Genomic DNA, 26,383 nt, shown 5'->3' on the forward strand with positions numbered 1-26,383 from the left:
ATGAGGTGCGGTTAATAAATTGTTTTTTCACGGTTTTCAGCTCGGCGGGGAGGGGTCGCAAGAACTTATTCCTGCCGCCTTCGCCGCGAAAGCCCGCCAATCGTCTAAGTGACGGAAAGCACCTTATGGTGATTGGCGATTGAAATGGTCAAGACAATCAAGTTTTCGACTTTCGTAAGCGACGCGAGGCGGCGACCGGCTCCGGAGGCGCAGCCTCGGCCAGCATCGAACGCAGACGGTTCCGTCTGCGCTCCAGATCCGCCATCTGACGCTCGATAGCCGCAAGCCGGGCATGTTGTAGGGGCGCCGTCTCGGGGCACGCCGCCGCACCTTCGACCATGAGCATGCAGCCAGGGAACGAACGGATTTCAGCAATGCTGAACCCCGCGCCGATCAGTCGTTGGACCTGCCTGACCTGGGTAATGGCGGCGACGGGGAAAAGGCGATAGCCGTTACCGGCCCGTGCCGAGGCGAGCAACCCGTGCTCGTCGTAATGCCGTATCGAACGAAGACTGGCGCCTGTTTCGTGGGCCAGTTCACCGATGGTCAACAGATCTTTGGGGGATGGCGACTTCATGCGGGAGAAAGATAGCGTGTTCGCTTGACTCTCACATCAGTGTGAGGGTTGAGACTGCGCGGATCGTAATGATCCAGGACCTCCAACCCATGCACGCTCGAATGCTCCGCCGCGCTTTTTGCCTGCTTCTCGTAACCATCACCATGATGTCCGCCCTGCCCGCCGCGCTGGCTGCCACCCGCGAATACACGGCCGTTGCCCCTGATGGCGTCACCCTGGCCGTCCAGGAATCAGGCAACCCCGAGGGCCCTCCGATCGTCTTCGTCCACGGACTGCTCGGCAGTCGCCTGAATTGGGATGCTCAGGTAAGCAGCCCCCTTCTCCAGCACTATCGGCTCATCACATACGACCTTCGCGGCCATGGCATGTCGAGCAAGCCGGCCGGGACAGAAGCCTATACGGATGGGCGCCGCTGGGCAGACGATCTCGCGGCGGTCATCAAGACCACGCACGCTCGCAAGCCGGTGCTGGTGGGTTGGTCACTGGGTGCTGCCGTTATCACCCATTACCTTGCTGCCTATGGCGATGGCGACATTAAGGGAGTGATCTACGTCGATGGGGTCATCGAACTGACGCCCGACCAGATCGTTGCCCACCCGGAGGTCTATCGGGACATGACCGCTCCGGACCTGAAGACGCATCTGGATGGCGAGCGTACCTTCCTCGCACTATGCTTTAAGAAGCAACCGGATCGCCCAGTCTTTGAGCGTCTGCTCGCCAATGCAGCGCTGGCGTCATGGGATATGCAAAGGGCCGTTCCTTCGATGACGATCCCGCTGGTGAAGGGCCTGGGGCGGACTACCGTGCCGATGGTACTGATCTATGGTTCGGACGATGCGCTGGTAAAGGTTGGGCCATCGCTGGCGAGGGCCAAGGGTGTGAATGCACGAATTCGAAACATGCTGTATGACGGAGCGGGACATGCGCCTTTCCAGGAGCAGCCGGAGCGATTCAACCGCGACGTGGTGGATTTCATCAACGACATCGACGGCCATTCGAAACCTTAGATTCGGCATCGATCTCATCCAAGTCGGACCGAGCGAGCTGCGCCTCTTGAAGGAAGACCATACCCAATGACCTGCCTCGACGACCTGGGCCAGCGCATCTGCGTGATGGGGCCCTCCAACAGCGGCAAGTCCACCTTGGCCAATGCTATCGCGCGTAAGCGAGGCTTGCCCGTTGTGCACCTCGACCGCTTGTTCCACGAGCCCAATACCGACTGGCAACCGCGACCGGAAGCCGAATTTTTATGTCTCCATGACGCAGCGATAAAGGGAGAAAGCTGGGTTATGGAAGGAAACTACACTCAATGCATCACACAGCGCCTGGCACGCGCTACGGGACTCATACTGCTTGACGTTTCCTCGACGACCAGCCTTCTTCGGTACTTCCGTCGTACGTGGTTCGAACGTCATCGGCCCGGTGCGCTGGAAGGCAGCGTCGATAGCATCAAATGGCAAATGATCCACCACATTGCCGTCGCGACCCCAGCAAACCGGCGACGATATGCGGAGATGTTTGAGAGCATCGATTTGCCAAAGTTGAAGCTGGGGCAGCCGGACGCAATCAATCGCTTCTGCCAATTGGAACGGCTCGGTATCTGAGTCGCCCAGGCCGGATGTGAGTCATTCGCATGCCGCTCATCGCGCTACTGGCAACGCAGCACCAGACCATGTGTAAAAAAGCCCGCATTTACGCGGGCTCTGGTGATCTTCAATACTTTTTACTACCGAGCCACATCGGGCAACGGATCACTCCCCACTCGATCATCAACAGGTCTCGTAAACCCGCGTGGTTAAAGGGTTTTGCGATGATCGACATGGGCCATTACCGTCGCCTTTACCGTCATCCGACGAGAGCTTTCTCTGCCGCGGAAGATGGAAAAGTTTGAGGGGCGACGACTCTAGCGACGACATCATCGATCACCTCGCAAGATACAGGAGACAGCGAGTTCTGTCCCCTCTCCCATCTTCTATTGGTCTGCCTACGCTGGCCTTAGCAGTTTCTCGATAGCTGTGGCCACTGTCCTTAAGGCATTGATAACGCCGTCCAAGACGAAATCGAGTGCCCGTCCGTAGCCTGAGTTGACGTTTGCTATGTCGAAGCCAAGCCGCTGCAGAGTCGTCAAGCACCGCTCAACGGCCTCGTGCGCATCGGCGATTCTTAGATCGTTGTTCAAGAACAAGGGGGCCGTGGATTCATTGCGATCGTTCCAACCCTCTGGTTCTTTAGCTGAGGCAAAGGCATCGCTTGCCTCCTCGTGAGCATTCAGCCCTTCGATGACGTTCAAGAGTGCTTGCAGCAACCGAAGACTTCCTAGCTCCTTGACAGCTCCCTTCGGACATCCAGCCCGCTCCAACAATAACTTGAGGTATCCGTTTGGAAGGCGCTGCCACACCTCGTGCAAGCCTTTGCAGCGAGCGAGGAACATCTGCTGCGTCATGTTCAACGGCGCAACCTGGGCCAACCGACCGAGAGCCGGATAGGCGAGCCAACCATTGGCTGCCACCTCTGCACGATCAAAGCCGGTCAGCTCTACTGCCGACTTGTTCAATCCCACGGTTGCACCTAGGGCGGAAAGTCCATCGCCCAATCGTAGAAGCACATCCAGCAGCCGCTGCACCTTGGCGACCACATGCTCTTCTTCCAGGTCCACGTGCGCCAAGCCGGCCGGATCAATCGCAAAGGATCTGGCGTGCACTATTTCACGATCTGGTTTTGGCTTATACAACTCGCGCATCGGCACCTGGATTAGATTTCGTCCGACTCGCTGGCATTCAGTAAAACTCCACTGGCCCCGGTACGATGGGCTACAGGACCACTTATCCCAAACATGAGCTGGCGTCGAGTCGTAGAAAACGCTCTGTTCGTACTTCTCCAAAAACCGATCGTCGAGATAAACCGTATCGTGTCCCACCAAGGCGTTCGCACGTGCGTGAGTCATGGGTTCAGCATCACCAGGCCACTGAATGCCTTCAGCGGTCTGCTCCGGACAAAGATCTGGCATCACCGCCTCAACTGAAGCCCACAGTTGGAGGAGAAGTCCGCCTCTATGCTCGCGAATGTCGAGCTCATACCAAGCGACCCCCTCAGCGGGCTTACGGACTAGATGGGGCTCTCCTCCCATGATTGCGCGGACTTCCGGGCCATCCGGTAGCAAGGCTGAGTAGTAGAAGACGCGCACGCCTCGGGCTCCTCGCAACCAAAGGTAGCGACGGAGGTACTCATTCGACATGCGCCAACTGACCGATCTCTTCAAGCTCCAGTGATAGTCACTGGAAACCTCTCCCTCTGCCACACCAATCTCTGGGAGACCCAAGTCGTCGTAGACCAAACGCTGCTGATCGTTCCCGACACAACGGGGTGTCAGTCCAAGCGTCATCCAGACTTTCTCGGCTAGATTGAAGGTGTAGAAAGAGCCATTACCCCATGCCGCAACAATATAGTCATACCCCGATATTGACGGAACGAAACTGGCGGAGCAGCCACGCTCATCACCCGCAGGTACGGAATACTCAACCACACCATTGCCGGCTTCAGAAGGAACTTCTATGCCCCCTTCATCCAGCCCAGGAACCACGGCCATTAGCAGATGTAGGTGCTCGGCCTGCCCCCCATGTAGATCGGATTCGTGCATGGAGGCGACCTCCACGACTTGTTCTGGCGACAAGCCGACAGGCTCCAACAGGCCGCGCAGCCTTGGTGGCAGGACGTGAGCTGGGATGGGAAATGCTGCCAGGTAATCAAACGGCATAATTCTTCTCGTAAGGTTTCAAGAGTGATCACCCGGCTCCGATGCACCTTCCGGTGCTTGGACCAATAAGTTAAGGATCTGCTCATACTCATCGGGCCCTTGCTCTGTCGCTCCTTCCATATGGCTCGGCGTGACCCGACGCTTGGCCGCGAGGTCGGTCAGAAGTTCTTCCAGCTTGACACTAACCTCAATCCGACTCTCGTAGGCATCTCCCTTTTGTTCATGCCTCACGGCCTTTGCCTCAAAGCACTTGAACACACCGACGAGTCCATCGTCGTCGGTGAGGAACTCCGAGCGCATGTAGCTGCCACCTTGTCGCCCGACGTGCTCGACCTCCAACTTGAGGCTCGCAAATCTTGATATCGCCATGATGTCAGCCAACGCATTCTCGGCATTGAATTTTTGCGGGTCTGCCTTGAATTTCATAAGCTTCCTCGCTGCTTGGTTTCCGTAGAGACAAGCGAGCGTTAGCAGAACTACTGGATGCTGCCTTGCTACTGATAACGCATCTGCCTCCCTCAATATCTCTGCGGCTTTCTGGAACCTGAGCGCAGGCGACACCGGGTCCTTGAGCCCGGATTGATTGTTGATAGTTTCGAGGAAGCTCAAATAGCTAGGCCTCGCGAGCTCGTGCGGGGCGCGCCTCAAATCTCGAAGGTAGTTGATCACGAAATCATCAGGCTCATACACACGGGCATTCTTGAAAAACGCCCGTAACGCGGCCATGTCATTCAAGACTTGCTCTTCCAGCTCAGCATCGGAGGCGCTTCCCCGCGTGTCGCTTACTTTCTCAATCAGCGCACAAAGGTACGAGAAGCAATGCTGGGGCCTATCCAGGCTTTGCAGGCGTGTGACGTAGCTTGCCTTGCGCGTGTCATTCTGCAGGGCGGCCGCAGAGAGCTTCGTTGCATTGACGACGCAAATATCTAGGAAGTGCAAGGTGGGAATGCTCGCCGACCATTCCTTCATGGCAGCATATTGCTCAGGAGTCAGCTGCATCTGAACCGTCATTTGCGGCCCGCGATAGAACTCTTTATTGATGTTGTCTTGGGACACGCGTTATCTCTTAGAAATTAGTGTTGTTGAAATGCCACTCGCACCGCCAAACTGCCATTAGGATATCAGGCGCATGAGGCTCCAGAGCGCGCTGCACCTCTTCCAGATCGAATTCGGCCCCCTATTGATCTTAGAGATGTCGTCAGCGTCGTCCGCTTCGTCCGCTTCGTCCTTGAGACGCGCCCGCAACTAGTAATATGCTCACAGGAAAAGGACAATATTCATCTAGAAACAATCAGACAATGAGTGATCTATTCGACGTTGACGGCGCCAATCTCGATCTAGGGTTCGAGAACCTGAAGGCCGCCGAACTTCCGATTGAGCAGCAACTTCGCGCCATGCTGCAAGAGATGTGGGGGCGCTACGAGCCCTATGCGGATCCAGACTTCCGCCAGGGCTTCGCACGTGACGTCGATGGGCGCTTCTGGGAAATGTATCTGGGTTGCACGCTTCTTGGGATGGGACGCACGTTATTGCCCGTCACCGACCGTCAGCGCGAAGGCGGCCAGCCCGACCTATGCGTCCTCGAAGAGGATCGCCGCATCTGGATTGAGGCTATCACTCCAGACGAAGGCGCTCCGGGGCCCGACCAGATCGTGCGCCCTGTGCCGATCAATGAGGGCGGCGGCCTTGTCGCCGCACCGATCCGTCAAGCGCAGCTTCGGACCTCCGGGGCATTCTGGACGAAGACACGGAAGATCAGCCGCTACATCGAACAGGGCGTGATCGGGCCGGAAGACACCCGCATCATCGCGATCAACGCCAGCCGCTTCGGCGTGTATGTCCCCGAACACCCCTTACCTCTCATCATGACGACGTTGTTCCCCATCGGCGGAGCTTTCCTCACCATTTGCCGAGATACAGGTGATGTCCTCGAAGAAGGCCTTCACGCCGCTCCCTTGATCCATCGAGAACGAAATCCAATCCCGCGCACGGCCTTCCTCGATGAGCGCTTCGCCGACATCTCGGGCGTGATCTGGTCACGGGTTGGCCTTGGCAACCTCTCGCGCCAGGTTCGACCGATCACCTATGTTCACAATCCCCTGGCACAGGCTCCTCTGCCCGTGAATTGGGGCGTCTGGGACCGTGAGTTCGTGACAACCCGCCAAGGCGATGGATGGGAATCCAACGATATCCTCGCCACAGAGGAGTTGTTGTGACGATGAAGTTGCGTTCGAGCACCTACCGCAGACGGAGCTACGAGGCCGGCCATGTCCCCAACCGATGAGACGCGACTTATCACCCCAATCAGCCAGCGCCAATTCGAGCTCTACGCCCTGTCGCTCGAACGCGGTCCCAATTTCGACCCCGCACATATCTTCAGCGCCTACCAGGCCGGAAATGGTGGCGTAACCGGCTGCATTCTTCTTGATCCAACGAAAGGGGCTTTCACCAGTCTGGCCATGCGCCGACGCATCGACCACAGTTGGATCAAAGTCGATGAAAGCGGCCCCTACCCCACGCCCGAGACCACACTAGACCGACTCAGCATTGCCATGCGTGCCGGCGATCCAGCGGAACCCTTGCCGCCGGGGGCCAAGCGTCGCCCACTATTGCTGAAACCTGGGCCGCGTGGGACGTCCCCAGAGTTCGATCTGCTAATAAGCACGATCAGCCATCTGCCAGCGCTCATGGCAATCGGCGAATGCTACTTCGCGCTACCCAATCCCGACGCCAATTTCGTCTCGGATTTTCAAACCGGCAACTTCGCCTCCCGACTGTTCGAACTCTACCTTCTCAGTTGTTTCCGTGAGCAGGGCCTGAGCGTCCGACAAGACCACGTCTCTCCCGACTTCCTGATCGAGAAGGACGACAATGCGTGCTGGATTGAGGCGGTTACGGCAAACTCCGAGCTCCCACGCGCCGGCGGCATCGGGAAATGGGTCCATGCCCCAAAGGATCGAATTGAACGGCTGACAGGCAACCCCGCCGAGCGCTTCGCAAAGACGCTGCGCGGCAAGCTCCAGCGCAACTATCATGAACTGGAGCATGTAAAGGGGCTGCCTTTCGCCTTAGCGATCGCCGACTTTCATGTTTCCGGCTCCATGGTCTGGAGCCGGGAGGCGCTTCCCACCTACCTTTACGGCCTACGCGCGGATGTCGCTGGGGATGGCGCCGAGCGCCGTGCAATTGGAGTGCCGATTGCCAATCTGACAGGCCAACACAGCATCCCTGCAGGGCTCTTTCGCGACCCCGATTTCGCCCACCTCTCGGCCGTCGTCTTCAGCAATTCGGCAACGCTCGCCAAGTTCAACCGTATGGGTTTCCTGGCAGGATGGCGACCGCCCGGGCTGACGATGACCAGGCGCGGCATTCTCTTCGACCGAACTCCGGGCGCATTGGAGCCTATCGATTTCAACCTTGCCGTCGACAGCGCCGAATACCAGGCGCTCTGGCCGTGGGGCGAAGCTTGGTGTCAGGAGCTCGAGGTGTTTCACAACCCACTGGCAACACATCCCATTCCCTTCGATCTCATCCCTGGTGCGACCCACTGGTTCGAACGCGACGGCGACATAGAGTGCAGCACCATGTGGGCGAATTCAGTCATCTCATCGATCACCCATCTGCAGATGGGCGGCGAACCCTCTGCGACGAGCGAGGTGCGGGACCAAAGCGGACCGCCGTGACCGTCGCCATCCACCCGGCACCCATGAACACAGAAGAGACACCGACCATGACGAATGAGCCATCTGACCGGACGACCGTCCTCCACCTCCTGCGCGGCGCCGTGCCCGAGCGAGCCGACGACATCAGCGGGCTTTGGCGCCAATACGGCCATGCCGTCGAGGTCGCGCCAAGCAGCAAGGGCGTGACGATGAACGCCGACGCAAAGCGTATCCAGTTCGACACTAAGACGATCGACTTGTTCTGGCTGCTTGGCTTCAGCTCGTGGCGTGCGATCGAAGTGTACGCACCGGCTTTGGTTGTCGCGACATCCAGCGGGATGCCGCTCGACCAAGCCCTCAGTGTCGATGCAGAACGCGGTCAATATGAATTCGACTACAAGCAGCGCATCGCCACCGCCCAGTCGCTCATCACAGCAGAACAGACCTCCGAAATCTCCTGGCCGGCGGACATCCCCCAGCCGAGCGCCGACCGTGATGGTCTGGGCGACGTCCAGCACATGGCGGCATTTGACCTTGTTGCGCTCGCCTTGGCCTTCGCGCTGCTACACGAATTCCAGCACGTCATGTTCTGCGCCGATGAAAGCGCGCCCTCCACGCTACCTGAAGAGGAGATCGCCTGTGACGCCTATGCCCGCACTTTCATGACAAGCGGGCTCGCTGCCTACGCAAAAAAACACGAACACGATTTCGCCCAGGTCCAGCAGAAGCGTGCAATGGGCATCACGCTCGCCGCCGTAATCATTCATGCGATGACGCCGAGCCATGCACATTGGGGCAATCGCCAATACCCACCGATCGCCGAACGGCTGACTGCGATGATCAGCGGCTACACTCTGCCAGCCGATTCATCATTCTGGGCCTTCACGGCCTGTCTCCTGATCGCGCTGATACGGCAGGAAAACCGTCCGCTCGACATTGTCGCCCACTCGAACAAGGAGATGGTCGAGATGCTGCTCGACCGGCTCTGTTGAAAGCGCAGGGGAAACAACGTGCCGGTCTATTTCATTGGCGAAGATGAAAACGGATGCTCTCCTATCAAGATCGGGGTGGCGAAGAACATCGAGGAGCGTAAGCGCAATCTCCAGACCGGCAACCCTCTTGATCTGAAACTGCTCGGATGGATCGAGGTAGCCAATGCCTTTCAGCTTGAACGCCTGCTTCATCAGCATTTCGAATCGGCCCATGTGCGCGGCGAGTGGTTCGCAATCGAGCCTGCAGAGATCTTGCCCATTCTCATGCGCGCTGGCCGAGACGGATTTGTCGCCAAAAACGCTGACGCTTTCCAAATCGTTGGCTATGACCGTGATGCAGTGCCGGAGTATCTTGGGGTATGGGAATGGGGCGACCTTGAAATCGAAGAATGCTGCCCCTTCTGCGGGTGCCTATGCGGCATGCACTTTCAAGATACGTCACAGATGTATTACTGCCTGAACTGCGACACGCTAACCGACTTCTCGGAAGTGGACCCACGCAACGAAGACCTGGACGACTGAGCCATGAATGAAAAGGAACTTAGTGCAAGCGAACAATGGCTCGAAGCGCGGGCACCCGGTTTCCTGAACCTGCCAGATCCTGATCGCCGCGCCATATTTGACTTCGCCTTTCTCTGGAGTCTTTTCGAGGCACAGATCATGGCGAACTTCGCCCGTGCTGACCGCATCCGGGAACGAATCGATGCCTGGGCTTTGGACGGTACGCTTGAAGCTGAGATCTACGACGCAGAGCTTGCCTATTTTCGAAATCGCTATTTCGCCGACGGTGCACTGACCTATCACTTCCCTCACCTGAACCTTCGGCCCTCAGACCACCCCGATCTCGTTCAGGCGGTTATCGAGGGCACGAACGAGAACCCCCGCGACCGGATGTTGGCTCTTCTGATGATCGTCTGGCGCCTACGCAACAATCTTTTCCACGGCGCAAAATGGGCCTACGAGCTTCGCGACCAGCGCGAAAATTTCAGGCATGCGAACGGCGTCTTGATGCGAATACTCGAACGCCATGGGCAGCTCGGCTAAGAATGCAACTTCCCTTTAGGAGCGTTTCTTAGCCAAGTTCAACCGTTTCACCATGCTCGATGGAAGTAACAGCAAATCCCGGAGCAAAGAGCGCACATCGGGGGGCATGTTCAAAAACGCAGTACCAGCGAGAAGTCGTATCGTCAGCCTGGCTTCGGCGACGCGGCTATGCTCGGTTGCCCTTCCTGAATCCCCTGTCCCCTGCCATAAAGGCTTCGAGCATGTATGGAATCAGCGTTGCCGCTTCGACGGTCTCACCATACGTTTGGGCGTGCAATGCCGCATAGCGGTCCAGGTCGGCTTTCAAACTGGCCGGGCACGTGAAAGTCAGCTTGATGCTCTCGATCTTGGGCAACGGCCCCAGCCGCAGCTTGCGCGATGTGCTCATTGTGAAGCTCCCCGGTTGAAAAACAGCGGCTGGTATGGTCGTAGCACCAAGTCGCGGTTGACGATGATGCGCACCGGCAGGCCCGGCCGCTCGGTCAAGGTAGGCTGGATGTTGAGGTTGCGCCGGGTTATCTCCTGGCCGGCCTGGTTCACGCTGTCCTGCAAGCTGTCGCGGCCAGCGATGATGACGCGATCACCGTTGCGGCTCTCCGGCGCGGCCAGCTCGGCGCCGACGCCCAGCAGCGTCGTCAGCGCCGCGCCGGCAACGATGCGATCCCAATGCCAATCGACGCCATCCTCCAGGCCGGCGTAGCCGGCCGGGTCGGTGCCGGCAAGGTTGTCCAGCGTCAAGGAAGACGTGTCCGACAGGATGATTCGATTCCACACCACTTGCACGCGGCTTTGCCCGTAGGCGACCTGGCTGTTGTATTTGCCAAAGATGCGCGACCCCTGCGGGATCAGCAGATTGCGGCCGGTTGCGGTGTCGTACACCGGCTCCGTCACGGTGCCAATCACGTCGCCCGGCAAGTCCGACTTGATGCCTGTCACTAGCGCCGCCGCGATCACTGTCCCCGCCATCACCTGATACGGCGAGGCCGGCATTTGCAGGTTGCCGGAATTACGGGTTTCCGTGGCTCCGGCTTTCTGGAACGCCTCTTTCTGGTCTTGCCGGTTCTGCACGGCGGTTGGGTCGGCAGGCTGCGCCGCTGTCGAGGCCGGCCCCGCGGCCTGTGGATCGAAGCCCGCCAAGCCAGATGTCGGACCGGCAGCAGCCACCTGCGCCGGTGCGGTTGCGGCGTGCTGGTTGCTGGAGCGGAAGAACACCGTCGATCCCGCAGCCGCTTCCGCCTCCTTGCGCCGTGCGTCACGCTCGGCTGCGCCGGGGTCCTGGCCGGGCGGCGTGTAGCTGGCCACCGCCGGTTGTGATTTCACGATTGCCGGCCCCAGGTCGCCGGGCAACGGCGGCCCCAGCTCTGGCACCTTGGCCGGTAGCTTGGAGTAATCGGCGGGAAGCTGGTCCAGTCCTTCGGAGCGCGAGACGCGATCCACGTTGTAAAGCTCGGCCGGTTCGTTGCCGCCGCGCCGATGCGCCGGCTGCAACGACCACATCGTTGCGCCCAACACGGCGACGCCGAGGCCGCCGGTCAGCAGCGCCAGCGTGCGACGATTGAGCCGCGTTACCGGGCGCGGCTGCGCACGCAGCGCCACGTTCTCAGGCGCGACCTTTGGCGCAGCGTCGGGATTGGGCACGTCCGGGGTGTCGTCCTGGCTCATGGTCATTTCCCCTTCGTACCGTCCGTGCGCTCGATGCGCACCACGTCGCCCTTGTCGCCGCCCAAGCGCAGTTCGGCTGCCCCGAACAGCCGGTCCACGATGTAGTACGGGGCGCGGAAGCGGTAGTTCACCAGTTGCCCATCACCCTGCGCGCCGATGACGAACAGCGGAGGCAGCTCGCCTTGCGCGATGCCAGGAGGGAACTGGATATAGACCTTCTCGCCGTCATCGAAAGCGCGCAGCGGCTTCCAAGGCGGATTGCTGCCGCTGACCGCGTAGCGAAAGCGGATCTTCTCCAGCGATAGGCCCGTATCGACCGGCGCTGCCGCTTGCGCGGTCTGATCCTGACGCTGCAAGGCAAGCGGTGTTCGTCAGTGATGAGTGTGCTCATGACGATCTCCGGTTGCAAGGGCGGAATTGCCCGGAACCGTCGCCAGCACGGCGCAGCGCAAGCAGTCAAGGGGCGAGGACGGCCGAACGCCCGCGAGCGTGCTAGCACGCGCAGCCCTTGATGGCGAGAACGCCGTGATACGGTGAAGGGAACAGCAAGATTGCCCTCCACCCTCCGTAGTAAGCTCCATTAAAATATATCGACGCAAGAAACAACAACTACGGGTGCCCCATGCCTTTAACTGCGTATTCGATCTCGGAAGAAAAAGAACTTGATGTCGAGCAAGTACTGCTCGCACTGTCTCGGAAAAGCGGACAACAAGCGCCCGGGGCAACCGATCAAATACCGGATTCATGGCGAGAAATTCTGCGCACTGATCTCGAATGCCCGTGCTGCTTTGTGACAGGTGCGGATGTCGTCAAGGAAGCGATTTCTCGAACCTCAAAAAAGGCAATACGACAAGCATGCTTCCGTTTTGTGTCGCCAGGCCATCGCCCGCAGTGCGACTATGCAGCAAACGAGTCAGCCGGCTTCACACCCGAAAATCTGGTCGAATTCGGGGCTACCAACTCGAATTTGACGAAGGCTGTCCGCGAACTCGTTTGCAGCGGAATACACACGGGTGCGTTCAGCCAAAAGACGATCCGCGATATGCGCGAGTGGTTTTTTGAGGAGAAGGTCAAGACATCTTTTCAGGTAACGCTTAACTCCCAAATGCCTAGATGGCTTGACACGCTATGGCGCATAGCCAGCCCCTCGCTGGGCCAACTGCCGCAAGGAGTACCTCTCACGCGCGAAATTGCGGCCATGCCCGGTTTCGATTGGTCGATAGAGGCAGCTCGCGTCCTTGGGGAGCGTTATCAGACAGCCCTGGATATTCTTCGCGAAAAACGCCTATGGCTACACCAGGTAGTTGATCGTATCGAGTCGCTGACGAAGCGCTATCACGGTGAAACCGTGTTTGATCCGACGATCCTTCAACCCAAGTACGAGCAAAGCCTTGCGCTTGCGCAATTTATTTCTGAGAACTACGGCCCGATCAAAAAGGCCAACAGAAGTAAGTATAGGGATGTGGCAACCTGTGTGCTGGCACTAGCGGCACTTCTTCTGTTCGTGAACAACTGGAATCTCGGCCAGGCCATCGTCACCTTCGCTCGCATATCGGCATCAGTGGGTCAGGCCAATCAAAGTCTTGGTAACGTGATGGGGCTCAATCCGTTTCACGACTACGAAGCGTGGAGCAAACTCAGGCAGATTCAAGATCTGGGGTTCACCCTACCCGAGAGTACGGATCTGCGAGCAGAACGACAGCACATCGAAGCGGATCTAAGGGCACGCTTCCAAGAGTAGGAATAATCCCCTCTTACTCGCCGTTATTCATAAGTGCGTTTAGAGTTCCTGCCGATCTTCGATCACCGGCTTCTACGGCACGAGCGAGAGGGTCATGTCACCATCAAGCACCGCTTAGCAGCCACTGGGGAGCATGACCGAATGCTGGCACCCGACCAGCCTGCCGCCGCGTGTACTGTTGAGGGAACGATTGCAGCAGGCTGCACGTCGAGCAGAATCGCAGATCAAACAAGGGAAAGCATAGAACGTGAAAATCCCCCCAAGATTTTGTTGAGGGAGTTGAAATCGTCATCAGACAAACTCTGTGGTGCGACTACTCTTGTCCTGGATGCCATAAACAGAGTGCCGTCTCGTGTCCAAATCGGAGCCTGCCCAATTAGGCAGACTCCAAGCGAACACTCGGAAAATCGTTCGGCCAACCGTTCTATTTTTGATGCGTTTCTCGCCACGAATGCATCAAGGCTTTCGTGAATTGCCCGCTGTGCTGCTTCGGCATTAGGAAGATCCATCTTTGGAATCCCGTCAAGACAACTGGACACGTCCAAGAAGACCAAACCATAGACCCTGTGGGACATCCCTGCGGCTTGGGCGGTAATTTGCTTACCAGCCTTCTTGAAGTTTTCCTCAAACTTCCTCTCGGAAGACAGTCGCTTGCACTCGCCGAAAACAAGGAACTCATCGTCTTCGGCGACAACATCCGTGACTTGGTTGAAGTCGATCCTATAGCCGGACAACTCCATTCGTGCCGCAATCAGCAGTTCGAACAGAAAGTCTCGTGATGACCCTGCCGAATTGGCATCAGGGTGATCTTGCCCGTCTGCGACCTTGCTTAGTCTATCGACAAAGCCTTGACTCGTTTCGTCTCGAAATGCCCGGTGAATCAGAACAATGTTCAAGCACTCGATATACGAGTTGGTCAGTTTGTCAAATTTGGTCCGGCCGTCAACAGAAGTCGGATCGTCGCACGAGAAAAATTGATCGATGTCTCTCTCGTATCTTGAGTACCGTGAGTTTAGTGCGTTGAGTCCCTTTCCCTTGAGCCACTCAAGAACCCGCGACATTTCCTTGAGGATTGGTTCAGCCGAGAAATCTTTCTTGTGCATAGGGTAGTCTACGTTTTCAGGGGGTAGAAACAATACCCGGAGAACCGGGCATCAACTCATGAAGCGTTGCAAATGCCACGCTTGCGATAGCCTCGGCGACTTCATCGCGTTGAATGCCCATCAAGGCGCGTACTGCGTCGATCCTCGCCTGAATAGACGGATGAGTTTGGGAGGCCCCCCACTTGTCGCGCGCCATCAAGGTCATCGCAAATAGAGCGAAATAGATTCCGAGTTCTCTCTTTCTGCGAACAAGGTTTGGGCTTACATTTTCCTGTTCGGCATAAGCATCAAGCTGGTCAAGCAGAAATTTCGTAGCGAAGGCGTCACATGACAGTTCCTCGTTTCTGCGCTGGGTTGGGTCTTCCTCGTAGGGGTCTGCTGCATCACCGTCCTGTTGATGTTTCAGATGCCGAACCTCGTGTAAGAGCCCCCAACCAACGCCCAGCGTTGCAAGCTCCCCTGGCGCGCGAAGCTGTGGGTTGTCATCGTAGTGACCCGGCTCGGGAACATTTTTGGGTAATGCTTCCAGCTCCGGGACATCGCTTTCCAAGACGCACTCAAACGCATCAATCAGCTCCGTCAGGCGCCTGAGGTCAAGTGGCTCTAGCTCGGGCGTTTCCGCTACAACGCGATACGCCTCCCAAGCTGCAAAGCCTGCGATCCAGAATGCACGCACTACGCGATGGTTAAAACGGACGAAGCGATACATTCCCGCTTCCATGACCAATCGCGCACCATCGTGCGTGTCGGCAGTCAGTTGAAAACGAGGTTCAAGCAAGCTCCACAAGGAGGCCAATTCGCTTTCGCGTTCCGGCGCAGAACCTAGCAAAACGTTCCGAACTGCGGTTTTTACTTGTTCATCCTCGCGCGGAGGCATGGTTGAGTCCATTTTCGCCTATTTCCTCTTACTTTAGTTGTTCTTCGAGATGCGCTGCCATGTCCTCGAACCCACTGACTACTGTGCAGTTCGAAAACCTGTTCAGTCCAATCCTTTTATCGGACAGAAGATTGGCGAGTTTTCTGTCCGTATAAAGAGCGTCAGCTACCGGAAGTGCGGATGCCGCAACCATGAAGTCACTTGGATCTCCGTTCTGATATCGGCGTTGCGGATCGAAACGCATCAAGCCATACAATGAACTCAACACTCTCAGCGTCGGCAGTGCCCGTGAGGTTGGTGTCTCATGCCAGTGGTATTGGGCCTCAAGTGCGTATCGCTCAATTTCTGGTTGAGAAAGGATTATCCCTTCCTCTCTAAACCACGCGGCGATGCAGCCCGTCAATTCAACAAAAATGCCGGTATTTAGGCTCACTATTTCCGACTGATGCTCGGCCTTTCCCTTGTTGAGGTCTGCAATGCCTCGAGAGTTATCCCACTTTGCCCCAGGAAACGTACCGGCAACCTCCAACTGAAAGGAAAATGGAAGTTCTGACAAGGCATCAAAGAATGCCTTGTTGAAAGTTTCTTTATCTACATGCGATTCAAGAAACCCGAGCGTAGAAATCGTCGGTATTCCCATCAGTTCGATGGGGCTGCATAAGAAATCTTCTAACCTCTCCGGCTCGTCCAGTTTCCCCATACGCAGCTTGCGCAACTCAGACCCGACGCGATCGGAAAAGGGGGCGATGCAGAATCCTTGGGATAGCTCATCAACCAGTCGATTAAGCGTTTCTCTTGTCGCCGGATCAGTCATCGAATCCAGCTCGAAGTACGTCGGAACGCCGATGGGAAATGCAAATCGTCCCGTCTGAACAGTCCGTTCAATGCTTGCCCCAAACGCCTTCATTGCGGGCGTGAGACTCGTCTTGTTCCGCCGAAAGTCCGACATGCACTTCCAAGCGTTCGTATCGAGATAAATCAGTTTAAGTGAACTCGCCCGGGCGGCTCTCTCGCTGCGTCGCCTTTTTATGTGGTCGTGGTGAGACACCTGGGAATGGCCCCGATGTACCTCAATGTAATGGCTGATCCGATTAGCGGATGCGAGGACGGCTGAATCCAGGGATGGCGACATGGGATGTTCAAGTAAGCCCTTGATCAAGTTTGGAAATGTGATTTACAGCCTAGTGTGATGGGTTAAATAATCTGCTTCCATAGGGTACAAGAAGTTTATTGGCAAACGGGTAGGAGCAAGGGGAGTTTTGTGCGTCTCCGCCCCTGTGGATCACGTCGCGCCAGGTTTGCTATCTGCTCATCCCTGACGGGACTGGCGTTCCCCACTCGGAACCTGATGGCACGCATGGAGGCCGACCTGGGTACCGTCAAAGACGGGTTTGGTCTGGATAGTGAACGGGACGGTCTTAATCCGGCCCTTGGTTCTTACCGCCAGTTCCACCGCCACCCTGTTCTGCTGGCCGGCGATAGCCACCGATAGCTTCCGTGACGTATATTCTTTTAAATCAATACGTTACGATAGATTTCCGATAACTGGCGATAGTCCCCGAAGGACCTGATTTCACTCCCACTCAATCGTAGCCGGCGGCTTTCCCGAAATGTCATAAACCACCCGCGAAATCCCCCGCAGCTCATTAATAATCCGCGTCGAGCACTTATCAAGAAAGTCATACGGCAGATGCGCCCAATGCGCCGTCATGAAATCAATCGTCTCCACGGCACGCAGCGCAATCACCCACTCATAAGCACGCCCGTCGCCAACGACGCCCACCGAACGCACGGGCAGGAACACCGCAAACGCCTGGCTCACGCGGTCATACAGCCCGTGCGCGCGCAGCTCTTCGATAAAGATTGCATCGGCACGCTGCAGGATATCCACGTATTCGGCCTTCACCTCGCCGAGCACGCGCACACCCAGGCCCGGACCCGGGAACGGATGACGGTAGACCATCTCGCGCGGCAGGCCCAGTTCGACGCCGATGCGGCGCACTTCATCCTTGAACAGCTCGCGCAGAGGCTCGACCAGCTTGAGCTTCATATGCTCCGGCAGGCCGCCCACGTTGTGGTGGCTCTTGATGACGTGGGCCTTGCCGGTCTTGCTGCCGGCGGACTCGATGACGTCGGGGTAGATGGTGCCCTGGGCGAGCCACTTCACGCCTTCAAGCTTGGCGGATTCTTCGTCGAAGATCTCGACGAACAGGCGGCCGATGATCTTGCGCTTGGCTTCCGGGTCTTCCACGCCGGCCAGTTCGTCGAAGTAGCGCTGCTTCGCGTCCACGCGGATGACGTTGACGCCCATGTTCTGGGCCATGGTGGCCATGACCTGGTCGCCTTCCTGGTAGCGCAACAGGCCCGTGTCGACGAAGACGCAGGTGAGCTGGTCGCCGATGGCGCGCTCAAGCAGGGCTGCCACCACGGAGGAATCCACGCCGCCGCTGAGGCCCAACAGCACGCGGTCACTGCCCACCTGCTCGCGGATGCGGGCTACGGCGTCTTCGATGATGTGGGCGGCGTCCCAGAGGGTGGCCGAGCCGCAGAGGTCGACGACGAAGCGGCGGAGGATTTCCAGGCCGCGCGTGGTGTGGGTGACTTCCGGGTGGAACTGCAGGCCGTAGAAGCGGCGCGCATCGTCGGCCATGGCGGCCAGCGGCAGGCTCGGGGTGGAGGCCGTGGAGCGGAAGCCTTCCGGCAGGGTCACTACGCGGTCGCCGTGGGACATCCACACGCCGAGGGATTCGCCGTCCTTCAGTACTTCGTCGAACAGGCCGCAGCTGGCGAAGCTGACGGTGGCCGGGCCGAACTCGCGGTGGTGACCGGATTCGACCTTGCCGCCAAGCTGTTCGGCCATGGTCTGCATGCCGTAGCAGATGCCCAGCACGGGCACGCCCAACTCGAACACCACCTGCGGCGCGCGAGGCGAGTTTTCTTCGGTGACCGACTCGGGGCCGCCGGAAAGGATGACACCGCGCGGGGCGAAGCCGCGGATGTCCTCGGGCGCGTGATCCCAGGCCCACACTTCGCAATAGACACCGATCTCGCGCACGCGGCGCGCGATGAGCTGCGTGTACTGCGAGCCGAAGTCGAGGATAAGGATCTTGTCGCTGTGGATGTCGGTCATCGTGGCGGCCTGCATGGGGAATACGGAGGGCTTCGCGCGCTGCGCGTCAGCCGTTCAAAAAGCAGAACGCCCACTTGGCGCGGGCGTCCTGGGTCACCTGGAATCACATGCCCGGAGGCATCAGTCCAGGCGGTAGTTGGGCGCTTCCTTCGTGATCTGGATGTCGTGCGGATGCGCTTCGAGCACACCGGCGCCGGTCACCTTCACGAACTGAGCCTTCTCGTGGATCTCGCCGATGTTGGCGGTGCCCATGTAACCCATGGAGGCGCGCAGGCCACCCATCAGCTGATGGATGATGTTGCGCAGCTGGCCACGGTACGGGACACGGCCTTCGATGCCTTCCGGCACCAGCTTGTCGGCGTCGGCTTCGTCCTGGAAGTAGCGATCCTTGGAGCCGAGCTGCATGGCGCCGATGGAGCCCATGCCGCGGTAGCTCTTGTAGGAACGACCCTGGAACAGCTCGACCTCGCCCGGGGATTCCTCGGTGCCGGCGAACATGGAACCGAGCATCACGGAGGATGCGCCGGCAGCCAGTGCCTTCGGGATGTCGCCCGAGTAACGGATGCCACCGTCGGCGATGAGCGGGATCTCGCCCTTGAGCGCCGTGGCGACCAGGTCGATGGAGGTGATCTGCGGCACGCCGATACCGGTGACGATACGGGTGGTGCAGATGGAGCCCGGACCCACGCCCACCTTGACGGCATCGACGCCCGCATCAAGCAACGCGCGGGCAGCTTCGCCCGTGACGATGTTGCCGGCGATGACCTGCACGTGCGGGTAGCGCTTCTTCACCCAGGCCGCGCGATCGATCACGCCCTGCGAGTGGCCGTGAGCCGTGTCGACCACGAGAACGTCGACGCCTGCCTCGACCAGCGCTTCGACGCGCTGCTCGGTGTCGCCACCCACGCCCACGGCTGCACCCACCACGAGACGCTCGAGGTGATCCTTGGCGGCGTAGGGGTTGTCGCTGGCCTTCTGGATGTCCTTGACCGTGATCAGGCCGCGGAGCTGGAAGTTGTCGTTGACGACCAGCACCTTCTCGATGCGGTTACGGTGCAGGAGCTGCAGCACTTCGTCGTGCGAGGCGCCTTCCTTCACCGTGATCAGGCGATCTTCGCGGGTCATGATGTTGCGGACCGGGTCGTCGTGCTTGCGCTCGAAGCGCATGTCGCGACCGGTCACGATGCCGACGAGCTTTTCGCCGTCGACCACCGGAACGCCGGAGATGTTGTGCGCGCGGGTGAGCTGGAGCACTTCGCCGATGGAAGTGTCGGGGCGCACGGTGATGGGGTTGCGAATGACGCCGGCTTCGAACTTCTTCACCAGGCGCACTTCGGCGGCCTGCTGCTCGAACGTCATGTTCTTGTGGATGATACCGATGCCGCCGTTCTGGGCCATGGTGATGGCGAGCCGGGCTTCGGTAACGGTGTCCATGGCAGCGGACACGATAGGGATATTCAGGCGGAGACCGCGGGTGAACCGCGTGGACGTATCCACATCGCGCGGCAGGACCGTGGAGTGGCCGGGAACCAGAAACACGTCGTCGTAAGTGAGTGCCTCGGCAAGGATGCGCATATGCATTAGTCCCGCGAGTAAATCACGCCATTGTAACAGGTGATCTGATCCCAGTGAAGCACGTTATGTAGGAGCGCGCCTTGCGCGCGACCGGGGGAACGACAGGCCTGCCGGTTTATCGACAGGCATGGTGACTAGGTGGCGTGGCTTTTGGGGTGTTGCTTTGCGCTTTGGACGGTCGCGCGCGAGGCGCGCTCCTACAGGGCTTCGGCGGCTTCCAGGGTGTTTTCCATCAGGGTGGCTACCGTCATGGGGCCTACGCCGCCGGGGACGGGGGTGATCCAGGAGGCACGTTCCGCTGCGGGTTCGAATTCCACATCGCCCACGAGGCGGCCGTCGTCGAGGCGGTTGATGCCTACGTCGATCACCACGGCACCCGGCTTCACCCACTCGCCCTTGACCAGGCCCGGCTTGCCGGCGGCCACGACGAGGATGTCGGCCTGACCCACGAAGCCCTTAAGATCCTGCGTGAACTTATGACAGCAAGTCACTGTACATCCTGCAATAAGCAGCTCAAGCGCGAGCGGACGGCCCACATGGTTGGACACGCCCACGATCACTGCGTGGCGGCCGCGAACGGGGCTGTCGGTGTGGCCCAGAAGGGTCATCACGCCCTTGGGCGTGCACGGGCGCAGGCCGAAGCGGCGCAGCGCGAGGCGGCCGACGTTCACGGCCTGGAAGCCGTCCACGTCTTTACGGGCGTCGATGCGGTCGACCAGGGCATCCTCGTCGATATGATCGGGCAGCGGCGACTGCACCAGGATGCCGTGCACGGCCGGGTCGGCGTTGAGATTGTCGATCAGGGCAAACAGCTCTTCCTGCGTGGTTTCGGCAGGAAGGTCGTAGCCGAACGACTCGAAGCCCACCTGCTGGCAGGCCTTGCGCTTGTTGCGCACGTACACGGCCGAGGCGGGGTCTTCGCCCACCAGCACCACGGCAAGGCCGGGCTTGCGATGGCCGTCGGCCACGCGTTTCGCCACGCGGCGGCCGATGTGGTCGAGGAGTTCCTGGGCGATGCGCTTGCCGTCGAGGATGCGTGCGGTCATGGGAGGGTCGCCCTGCGAAAAGCGGTGGATTATCCGTGATTTGGCGAGAATCCGCGATAGCGGCATGATCATGCCGGCTTCTGCAATATCTTGCCCGGGGCATACTGGTGCGATGACCATCGATACCGTTCCCTATCCACAGGACCTCACGGATGGCGTGGTGCGCCTGCGCGCCTATCGCGACGACGATGCCGAGGCATTGGCTGAAGCCATCCGCGAATCATCCACCTCGGCCGGACGCTGGATACCCTGGGCCCATGCCGGTTACGACGCCACCACCGCGCTCGACTGGATCCACCAGTGCAAGCAGGACTGGCTTATGGGCGTCGGCTACGAAATGGTGATTGTGGACGCTTCGAACGACCGCATCCTGGGCGGCATGGGCGTGAACCAGCGCCACCGCGAGCATGGCTTTGCCAACCTCGGCTACTGGCTGCGCGTGTCCGCGCGCGGCAAGGGGCATGTCACACGGGCGGGCAAGCTCGCCCTCACCTTCGCCTTTGGCCCGGCCGCCCTGAGCCGCATCGAGATCGTGGCGGCGCACGACAACTGGCCCAGCCGGAAAGCCGCCAAGCGCATCGGAGGTATTTTCGAAGGTTTGTTGCGTAATCGACTGATTATCAACAAGACGCCTGTTGACGCCGCGATGTATTCCGTGGTGCCGGGCGATCTTCAGATCGCGGCCGCGCACATCCTTTCCAGGTCCGAGTAACCCTCGAAGTGCGCATGTGTGCCGCAGCCCGGGCAGCCGGAATCGCGGCGCAGCTTCAGCTCGCGGAAGCGCATGCCCAGCGCGTCGTAAGTGAGCAGGCGACCGACCAGCGGCTGGCCGATATCGAGCACCAGCTTGATGGCCTCGGTGGCCTGCACGAGCCCAAGCGTGCCCGGCAGCACACCAAGCACGCCGGCTTCGGCGCAGTTCGGCGCATCGGCCGCCGACGGCGGCTCGGGAAACAGGCAGCGGTAGCACGGGGAATCCTCGCGGCGCGGATCGAACACGCTCACCTGCCCCGTAAACCGCTCGATGGCGGCATAGACCATCGGCAGGCGCAGGCGCCGGGTGGCCGCTGCCAGCAGGTAGCGCGTGGCGAAATTGTCGGCACCGTCGATCACCACGTCGTGATCGCGGATGAGCGCCTCGACGTTGTCGGCGCGCAGGCGATCCGCAACCACCTTGACGCTGATGCGCGGATTGAGCGCCATCATGGTCATGCGGGCGGATTCCGCCTTGCCCATGCCCGCGCGCGCATCGTTATGCACGACCTGTCGGTGCAGATTGGAACGCTCGACGCGATCATCGTCGATAAGCGTGATGCGACCTACGCCAGCGGCGGCTAGATAAAGCAGTGCGGGCGAGCCAAGGCCGCCCGCACCAAGAACAACGATCCGGGCCTCGGCCAGCCTGGCCTGCCCGGCTTCGCCCACCTGGGGCAGCAGAATCTGGCGGGAATAGCGTTCGGCGGCGTCGGTATCCAGTGCGCCCGCCGTCACCGGCAGGCCTGCCGTCTTCCACGCGCCCATGCCACCGGCCACGGAAGACACCCTTGCATACCCCATGCGCTGAAGCGCTTCGGCCGCCAGCAGCGAGCGCTGGCCGCTGCCACACAGCAACAGGATGTCCTGTGCCCGGTCTGGCGCGACCTGTTCGATACGGAGTTCAAGAAAGCCACGGGAGAGGCCGAGTGCCCCGGTCGGCGAGCCCGACGCCCGCTCGTTGTCCTCGCGGACATCGATCAGCAAGCCACCGGCCTGTTGCCGGGCCAGCGCCTCATCGGCGCCGATTTCGGGAACCCGCGAGCGCAGGTCGGACAACCAGCGCTCGCGATCGAGACCTTCGGACATGCGTGGCACCTCCACGCGACGCGCGAGCCTACTTCTCGCGACGCTTCGCGTTACGAATCATGCGCTGACGTTTGCGCTGCTGGCTGTCGGTCAGCACGTTGCGGCGACCCGCGAAGGGGTTCTCGCCATCACGGAATGCGATGCGGATCGGCGTGCCTTCCAGGCGGAAGCGCTTGCGGAAGAAGCCTTCGAGATAACGGCGATATGCCGGCGCAATGTGCTTCGTACGGCTGCCGTGGATCACGATCGTGGGCGGATTGGTGCCGCCCGGATGCGCGAAGCGCAGCTTCGGCGCATGACCACGCACCAGCGGCGGCTGGTACGACTCGTAGGCCCTTTCCAGCGTCTGCGTCAGCTCGGACGAGCTCAGCTCCTTCGTGGCGGCTGCGTGCGCACGAATCACGGCCTTCATCAGCTCGCGCAGGCCGGAGCCATGCAGGGCCGAAATGAATACCGTCTTTGCCCAGTCGGCGAACTGCAGGCGGCGTTCGAGCGCCTTCTGCGTCTGCTCGCGCTGGTAGCTGTCCATGCCGTCCCACTTGTTCACGGCAATGACCAGGGCGCGCCCTTCTTCGATCACGTGACCGATGAGGGTGAGATCCTGGTCGGCCAGGTTCTCGCGGGCGTCGATCATGATCACCGTAACCTGCGCCGCAGAAATGCTCTGTAAGGTCTTGATGACGCTGAATTTCTCTACACCATCCTCGACACGGGCCTTGCGACGGACGCCGGCCGTGTCGATCAGCGTATAGCGCCGGCCATCGCGCTCCAGGGGAACGCGGATGGGGTCGCGCGTGGTGCCCGCCAGATCGGAGACGATCAGGCGGTCTTCGCCGAGCAGGCGATTGATCAGGGTGGACTTGCCGGCATTCGGGCGGCCCACGATGGCCACGCGGATGCCCTGCTCTTCCTCGGAAAGCTGCTCTTCTTCCTCTTCGGGAAGATACGGCATGGCCTTGGCGACGATGGTGTCCACGCCACGGCTGTGAGCCGCGGAGGTCGGAATCGTGTCGGCCACGCCAAAGGTGGCGAACTCGCCGAGCGCGGTGGGCTCGTCCACGCCGTCGGTCTTGTTGACCACGACGATGATCGGCTTGCCGCTGCGGCGCAGCTCGTTGAGGATCGAGGCATCGAGGGGCAGCACGCCGTCGCGGGCATCACCCACGAAGACCAGCACGTTCGCCTCGGCAATGGCCAGGCGAACCTGCTGCGCGGTGAGGCCTTCAATGCCCTCGTCGCTGCCGGAAAGACCTCCGGTGTCCACGACCACGAAGGGGCGCGGACCAAGATGACAGACGCCGTAGTGTCTGTCGCGAGTAACGCCGGGCATATCGGCGACGAGGGCGTCCCTGCTACGCGTCAGTGCGTTGAAGAGGGTCGACTTACCGACGTTGGGGCGGCCGACCAGGGCGACGACGGGTAACATGGGGAAAGCGGGAATCCTAGTAAATCAGTGCGACGAGAGACGGTAGGCGCCGATATGGCCCTCCACGTCCTCGACGTACACGGTATCGCCCGACACAACCGGCTGGGCGCGAATGGCCTTCTTCGACAGGCGCTCACGACCAACGATCTTGCCGTCGCTGCCGTTGAGCCAGTGGATGTGACCATCGAGGTCGCCGAGAACGACGAAGTCGCCCTGCGCGGCCGGTGCAGTGAGCCAGCGGTATTTCAGGCCGTCCTGCTTCCAGATGCTGGCGCCCGTCGACTTGTCGAAGGCGAACACCTGGGATTGGTCATCCACGCCATAGACGGCATCGCCGTGCACGTCGAGGGAGGTGTAAGTGGAGAAGGCATGGTTCCACAGCGGGCGACCGCTGGGACCATCCACCGCCGTGAGCTGGCCGTGGTAGGCCGAGCCATAGAGCGTGCTGCCGTCGAGCACGATGGCGCCGTCGGCGTCGCTCAGGCGGTCGATTTCGGTACGGCCTTCACCGGTGGCGAGGGCCTGCTCCCAGAGCTTTTCGCCGTTGTCGAGGCGGATCGCCACGAGCTTGCCGTCGTCGCTGCCGAGGAAGATCACGCCGTTGGCAACCAGCAGGCGGCCATTGCCGCGCAGCGTGAGGTTGGGCACCTGCGACTGGTCGTAGGCCCAGCGACGCTCGCCATTGGTGGCGTCGAGGCCATACACGCGGCCATCGTTGCAGCGGACTACCACGAGGCCACCGACCACCACCGGGCTGGTGATGACTTCGGAGGACACTTCGGCGGCCCAGCGGCGCTCGCCGTCCTTCGCGTTCATGGCGTAGACGTGGCCGTCGAGGGTGCCCACGGCGACGAGATCGCCGGCAGCGCCCGGACCACCCGAGAAACGGGCGTCTTCACGCTTGGCGTCGCCCCAGCCGAACCAGCCGTGCTGGCGGGTGCTCTTGGACCACAGCGTTTTGCCGGTGTTGGCATCGAACGCGGCGATCTTGCCATCGGTGCTGGCGGCGTAGACCACGCCATCGACCACGGCCGGGCGCATGCGCACGCCGGACTGGCCGGCGCCGTCGCCGAGGCTGTTCTTCCACAGGCGCTCCACCTTCACGGTGGGCTCGAACTTCTTGTCAAGCGGGGTCGGCGGTTCGACGTTTTCCTTCTTGAACGAATGGCAGCCGGCCAGAACGACCAGCGACGAAGTCAACGCGATTGCCCAGAAACGTTTCATGCACCCTGCTTCCCGGCCACAGCCAGATCATCGAGTTTGGTTTGAACCACACCGCGTTGCGGTGCGCTGTCGCCCATGGCAGCGATCGCCGCCTGATAAGCCTTGCGTGCGTCGTCCTGGCGTCCCAGCTTGACAAGGGCATCGCCGCGGAGTTCCTCCGATACGGAAACGAAGGCCTTGCCCGGCATGGCGTCGAGCGCGGCCAGGGTCTCCTGCGCCTTGCCCTGCGCAAACTTCAGCTGGGCGTCGCGCAGCGATACGAGCGTCTTGAGGGTGTCGTCGGACGCGTGCGACCTGGCCCAGTCGATGTCGGCGGCGGCCTTATCGAGCTGGCCTGCCACGACGTTGCGCTGGGCGCGCTCACCGGCGGCGAACACGGACCACGCCGTGTCGGCGTAGTCCTTCATGAGGGTTTCGGTGCGCATATCGATGTCCGCCGCGCGGTTCTGCGCCACGGCAGCCTGCAGGGCCGAGTATTCGGACGCGGCGGCCTGCTCGTGGCCCGCGCGATGCGATTTCCACTGCTGCCAGCCGAAGATCAGGACCAGGCCGAGGGCCACACCCACCACGATGCTGACGCCATTCTTGCGCAGCCACTGCTGGACGCGCTCGCCCTGTTCGTAATCGTCGTATACGTCGAATGCCATGCAATCACCCACTGCGCTCCGCGCAGCATACATAGAAGGGAACGGCCCCACGCCGGCCATCGGGGATGGCGGCGAGGATCA

The 26,383-nt window shown here is 60.2% G+C and carries 25 protein-coding genes and 1 pseudogene; 10 read left to right on the plus strand and 16 right to left on the minus strand.

Annotated features, from left to right (window positions below):
* Positions 1–157 precede the first annotated feature (157 nt).
* Complete coding sequence (locus tag HBF25_RS04510; RefSeq protein ID WP_166946743.1) at positions 158–577, minus strand: MerR family transcriptional regulator; 420 nt, start codon at positions 575–577, stop codon at positions 158–160.
* Between the two features lie 89 nt (positions 578–666).
* Here HBF25_RS04510 and HBF25_RS04515 point away from each other — a divergent pair, with 89 nt between their 5' ends.
* The 3 genes from HBF25_RS04515 (at position 667) to HBF25_RS04525 (ending at position 2,468) form a co-directional block, all read left to right on the plus strand.
* Positions 667–1,584, plus strand: a complete 918-nt coding sequence (locus HBF25_RS04515; RefSeq protein WP_166946744.1) for an alpha/beta fold hydrolase — start codon at positions 667–669, stop codon at positions 1,582–1,584.
* A 66-nt stretch (positions 1,585–1,650) separates the two neighbouring features.
* On the plus strand, positions 1,651–2,181 hold the full coding sequence (locus tag HBF25_RS22095; protein WP_166946745.1) for an isopentenyl transferase family protein: 531 nt from the start codon (positions 1,651–1,653) through the stop codon (positions 2,179–2,181).
* 29 nt (positions 2,182–2,210) lie between these two features.
* Positions 2,211–2,468 (plus strand): hypothetical protein, encoded by a 258-nt coding sequence (locus HBF25_RS04525; RefSeq protein WP_166946746.1) that lies wholly within the window; start codon positions 2,211–2,213, stop codon positions 2,466–2,468.
* Positions 2,469–2,561: 93 nt separating this feature from the next.
* Here HBF25_RS04525 and HBF25_RS04530 read toward each other — a convergent pair whose 3' ends face one another.
* The gene (locus HBF25_RS04530) at positions 2,562–4,331 is read right to left on the minus strand and encodes a hypothetical protein (protein WP_166946747.1); all 1,770 of its coding nucleotides are present in this window, start codon (positions 4,329–4,331) and stop codon (positions 2,562–2,564) included.
* Positions 4,332–4,349: 18 nt separating this feature from the next.
* Positions 4,350–5,387 carry a hypothetical protein gene (locus HBF25_RS04535; protein WP_208392410.1) on the minus strand — a complete coding sequence of 346 codons (1,038 nt, stop codon included), beginning with the start codon at positions 5,385–5,387 and terminating at the stop codon, positions 4,350–4,352.
* Positions 5,388–5,629: 242 nt separating this feature from the next.
* Here HBF25_RS04535 and HBF25_RS04540 point away from each other — a divergent pair, with 242 nt between their 5' ends.
* From HBF25_RS04540 to HBF25_RS04560, 5 genes are read left to right on the plus strand one after another with little or no spacing between them, the layout of a single operon-like run.
* The gene (locus HBF25_RS04540; protein WP_166946748.1) at positions 5,630–6,547 is read left to right on the plus strand and encodes a hypothetical protein; all 918 of its coding nucleotides are present in this window, start codon (positions 5,630–5,632) and stop codon (positions 6,545–6,547) included.
* 51 nt (positions 6,548–6,598) lie between these two features.
* On the plus strand, positions 6,599–8,014 hold the full coding sequence (locus HBF25_RS04545) for a hypothetical protein (protein ID WP_166946749.1): 1,416 nt from the start codon (positions 6,599–6,601) through the stop codon (positions 8,012–8,014).
* Positions 8,011–8,985, plus strand: a complete 975-nt coding sequence (locus tag HBF25_RS04550; RefSeq protein WP_166946750.1) for a phage exclusion protein Lit family protein — start codon at positions 8,011–8,013, stop codon at positions 8,983–8,985. The genes HBF25_RS04545 and HBF25_RS04550 overlap by 4 nt, the downstream gene beginning before the upstream one ends.
* 18 nt (positions 8,986–9,003) lie before the next feature.
* Positions 9,004–9,507 (plus strand): GIY-YIG nuclease family protein, encoded by a 504-nt coding sequence (locus HBF25_RS04555; RefSeq protein WP_166946751.1) that lies wholly within the window; start codon positions 9,004–9,006, stop codon positions 9,505–9,507.
* Between the two features lie 3 nt (positions 9,508–9,510).
* Positions 9,511–10,029 carry a hypothetical protein gene (locus HBF25_RS04560; RefSeq protein WP_166946752.1) on the plus strand — a complete coding sequence of 173 codons (519 nt, stop codon included), beginning with the start codon at positions 9,511–9,513 and terminating at the stop codon, positions 10,027–10,029.
* Between the two features lie 166 nt (positions 10,030–10,195).
* On the opposite strand, the gene HBF25_RS04565 is transcribed toward HBF25_RS04560, so the two are convergent.
* The 3 genes and pseudogenes from HBF25_RS04565 to HBF25_RS04575 form a co-directional block, all read right to left on the minus strand.
* Positions 10,196–10,417 carry a DUF2274 domain-containing protein gene (locus HBF25_RS04565; protein ID WP_166946753.1) on the minus strand — a complete coding sequence of 74 codons (222 nt, stop codon included), beginning with the start codon at positions 10,415–10,417 and terminating at the stop codon, positions 10,196–10,198.
* The gene (locus HBF25_RS04570) at positions 10,414–11,691 is read right to left on the minus strand and encodes a TraB/TrbI/VirB10 family type IV secretion system protein (protein ID WP_166946754.1); all 1,278 of its coding nucleotides are present in this window, start codon (positions 11,689–11,691) and stop codon (positions 10,414–10,416) included. Before HBF25_RS04570 ends, HBF25_RS04565 begins: the two co-directional genes overlap by 4 nt.
* Positions 11,692–11,693: 2 nt before the next feature.
* A pseudogene (locus HBF25_RS04575) lies at positions 11,694–12,053 on the minus strand (TrbG/VirB9 family P-type conjugative transfer protein); the annotation flags it as partial.
* A gap of 260 nt (positions 12,054–12,313) precedes the next feature.
* Here HBF25_RS04575 and HBF25_RS04580 point away from each other — a divergent pair.
* Complete coding sequence (locus HBF25_RS04580; RefSeq protein ID WP_166946755.1) at positions 12,314–13,432, plus strand: hypothetical protein; 1,119 nt, start codon at positions 12,314–12,316, stop codon at positions 13,430–13,432.
* Between the two features lie 224 nt (positions 13,433–13,656).
* On the opposite strand, the gene HBF25_RS04585 is transcribed toward HBF25_RS04580, so the two are convergent.
* The 6 genes from HBF25_RS04585 to folD form a co-directional block, all read right to left on the minus strand.
* Positions 13,657–14,535 (minus strand): PDDEXK family nuclease, encoded by an 879-nt coding sequence (locus HBF25_RS04585; protein WP_166946756.1) that lies wholly within the window; start codon positions 14,533–14,535, stop codon positions 13,657–13,659.
* A gap of 16 nt (positions 14,536–14,551) precedes the next feature.
* Entirely contained in the window at positions 14,552–15,424 is an 873-nt protein-coding gene (locus tag HBF25_RS04590) for a phage exclusion protein Lit family protein (protein WP_166946757.1), read from the minus strand.
* A gap of 16 nt (positions 15,425–15,440) precedes the next feature.
* A complete protein-coding gene (locus HBF25_RS04595; RefSeq protein WP_166946758.1) occupies positions 15,441–16,361 on the minus strand; it encodes a hypothetical protein in 921 nt (306 codons plus the stop codon).
* A 624-nt stretch (positions 16,362–16,985) separates the two neighbouring features.
* Positions 16,986–18,542: a glutamine-hydrolyzing GMP synthase gene (guaA, locus tag HBF25_RS04600; RefSeq protein WP_166946759.1), complete on the minus strand. Its 1,557-nt coding sequence runs from the start codon at positions 18,540–18,542 to the stop codon at positions 16,986–16,988.
* A 120-nt stretch (positions 18,543–18,662) separates the two neighbouring features.
* Complete coding sequence (gene guaB / locus HBF25_RS04605) at positions 18,663–20,117, minus strand: IMP dehydrogenase (protein WP_166946760.1); 1,455 nt, start codon at positions 20,115–20,117, stop codon at positions 18,663–18,665.
* Positions 20,118–20,314: 197 nt separating this feature from the next.
* The gene (folD, locus tag HBF25_RS04610; protein ID WP_166946761.1) at positions 20,315–21,163 is read right to left on the minus strand and encodes a bifunctional methylenetetrahydrofolate dehydrogenase/methenyltetrahydrofolate cyclohydrolase FolD; all 849 of its coding nucleotides are present in this window, start codon (positions 21,161–21,163) and stop codon (positions 20,315–20,317) included.
* On the opposite strand from folD, the gene HBF25_RS04615 reads away from it, so the two are divergent.
* Complete coding sequence (locus tag HBF25_RS04615) at positions 21,162–21,875, plus strand: GNAT family N-acetyltransferase (protein ID WP_166946762.1); 714 nt, start codon at positions 21,162–21,164, stop codon at positions 21,873–21,875. The genes folD and HBF25_RS04615 overlap by 2 nt on opposite strands.
* Here HBF25_RS04615 and moeB read toward each other — a convergent pair.
* From moeB to HBF25_RS04635, 4 genes are read right to left on the minus strand one after another with little or no spacing between them, the layout of a single operon-like run.
* On the minus strand, positions 21,836–23,005 hold the full coding sequence (gene moeB, locus HBF25_RS04620; protein ID WP_166946763.1) for a molybdopterin-synthase adenylyltransferase MoeB: 1,170 nt from the start codon (positions 23,003–23,005) through the stop codon (positions 21,836–21,838). The two genes, HBF25_RS04615 and moeB, sit on opposite strands and share 40 nt — an antisense overlap.
* A 28-nt stretch (positions 23,006–23,033) precedes the next feature.
* On the minus strand, positions 23,034–24,431 hold the full coding sequence (gene der / locus HBF25_RS04625) for a ribosome biogenesis GTPase Der (RefSeq protein ID WP_166946764.1): 1,398 nt from the start codon (positions 24,429–24,431) through the stop codon (positions 23,034–23,036).
* Between the two features lie 24 nt (positions 24,432–24,455).
* Positions 24,456–25,655 (minus strand): outer membrane protein assembly factor BamB, encoded by a 1,200-nt coding sequence (gene bamB, locus HBF25_RS04630; protein WP_166946765.1) that lies wholly within the window; start codon positions 25,653–25,655, stop codon positions 24,456–24,458.
* Positions 25,652–26,302, minus strand: a complete 651-nt coding sequence (locus tag HBF25_RS04635) for a YfgM family protein (protein ID WP_166946766.1) — start codon at positions 26,300–26,302, stop codon at positions 25,652–25,654. The genes bamB and HBF25_RS04635 overlap by 4 nt, the downstream gene beginning before the upstream one ends.
* Positions 26,303–26,383 lie beyond the last annotated feature (81 nt).

The sequence above is a fragment of the Luteibacter anthropi genome (assembly GCF_011759365.1).
Lineage (GTDB): Bacteria > Pseudomonadota > Gammaproteobacteria > Xanthomonadales > Rhodanobacteraceae > Luteibacter > Luteibacter anthropi.

Coding starts and splice junctions, on each gene's coding strand:
- HBF25_RS04515 (WP_166946744.1), top strand. CDS start 667: ATGCACGCTCGAATGCTCCGCCGCGCTTTTTGCCTGCTTCTCGTAACC.
- HBF25_RS04585 (WP_166946756.1), bottom strand. CDS start 14,535: ATGCACAAGAAAGATTTCTCGGCTGAACCAATCCTCAAGGAAATGTCG.
- HBF25_RS04560 (WP_166946752.1), top strand. CDS start 9,511: ATGAATGAAAAGGAACTTAGTGCAAGCGAACAATGGCTCGAAGCGCGG.
- HBF25_RS04580 (WP_166946755.1), top strand. CDS start 12,314: ATGCCTTTAACTGCGTATTCGATCTCGGAAGAAAAAGAACTTGATGTC.
- der (WP_166946764.1), bottom strand. CDS start 24,431: ATGTTACCCGTCGTCGCCCTGGTCGGCCGCCCCAACGTCGGTAAGTCG.
- HBF25_RS22095 (WP_166946745.1), top strand. CDS start 1,651: ATGACCTGCCTCGACGACCTGGGCCAGCGCATCTGCGTGATGGGGCCC.
- HBF25_RS04530 (WP_166946747.1), bottom strand. CDS start 4,331: ATGCCGTTTGATTACCTGGCAGCATTTCCCATCCCAGCTCACGTCCTG.
- moeB (WP_166946763.1), bottom strand. CDS start 23,005: ATGTCCGAAGGTCTCGATCGCGAGCGCTGGTTGTCCGACCTGCGCTCG.
- bamB (WP_166946765.1), bottom strand. CDS start 25,655: ATGAAACGTTTCTGGGCAATCGCGTTGACTTCGTCGCTGGTCGTTCTG.
- guaB (WP_166946760.1), bottom strand. CDS start 20,117: ATGCGCATCCTTGCCGAGGCACTCACTTACGACGACGTGTTTCTGGTT.
- guaA (WP_166946759.1), bottom strand. CDS start 18,542: ATGACCGACATCCACAGCGACAAGATCCTTATCCTCGACTTCGGCTCG.
- HBF25_RS04570 (WP_166946754.1), bottom strand. CDS start 11,691: ATGAGCCAGGACGACACCCCGGACGTGCCCAATCCCGACGCTGCGCCA.
- HBF25_RS04525 (WP_166946746.1), top strand. CDS start 2,211: ATGCCGCTCATCGCGCTACTGGCAACGCAGCACCAGACCATGTGTAAA.
- HBF25_RS04615 (WP_166946762.1), top strand. CDS start 21,162: ATGGGAGGGTCGCCCTGCGAAAAGCGGTGGATTATCCGTGATTTGGCG.
- HBF25_RS04595 (WP_166946758.1), bottom strand. CDS start 16,361: ATGTCGGACTTTCGGCGGAACAAGACGAGTCTCACGCCCGCAATGAAG.
- HBF25_RS04590 (WP_166946757.1), bottom strand. CDS start 15,424: ATGGACTCAACCATGCCTCCGCGCGAGGATGAACAAGTAAAAACCGCA.
- HBF25_RS04540 (WP_166946748.1), top strand. CDS start 5,630: ATGAGTGATCTATTCGACGTTGACGGCGCCAATCTCGATCTAGGGTTC.
- HBF25_RS04545 (WP_166946749.1), top strand. CDS start 6,599: ATGTCCCCAACCGATGAGACGCGACTTATCACCCCAATCAGCCAGCGC.
- folD (WP_166946761.1), bottom strand. CDS start 21,163: ATGACCGCACGCATCCTCGACGGCAAGCGCATCGCCCAGGAACTCCTC.
- HBF25_RS04635 (WP_166946766.1), bottom strand. CDS start 26,302: ATGGCATTCGACGTATACGACGATTACGAACAGGGCGAGCGCGTCCAG.
- HBF25_RS04510 (WP_166946743.1), bottom strand. CDS start 577: ATGAAGTCGCCATCCCCCAAAGATCTGTTGACCATCGGTGAACTGGCC.
- HBF25_RS04565 (WP_166946753.1), bottom strand. CDS start 10,417: ATGAGCACATCGCGCAAGCTGCGGCTGGGGCCGTTGCCCAAGATCGAG.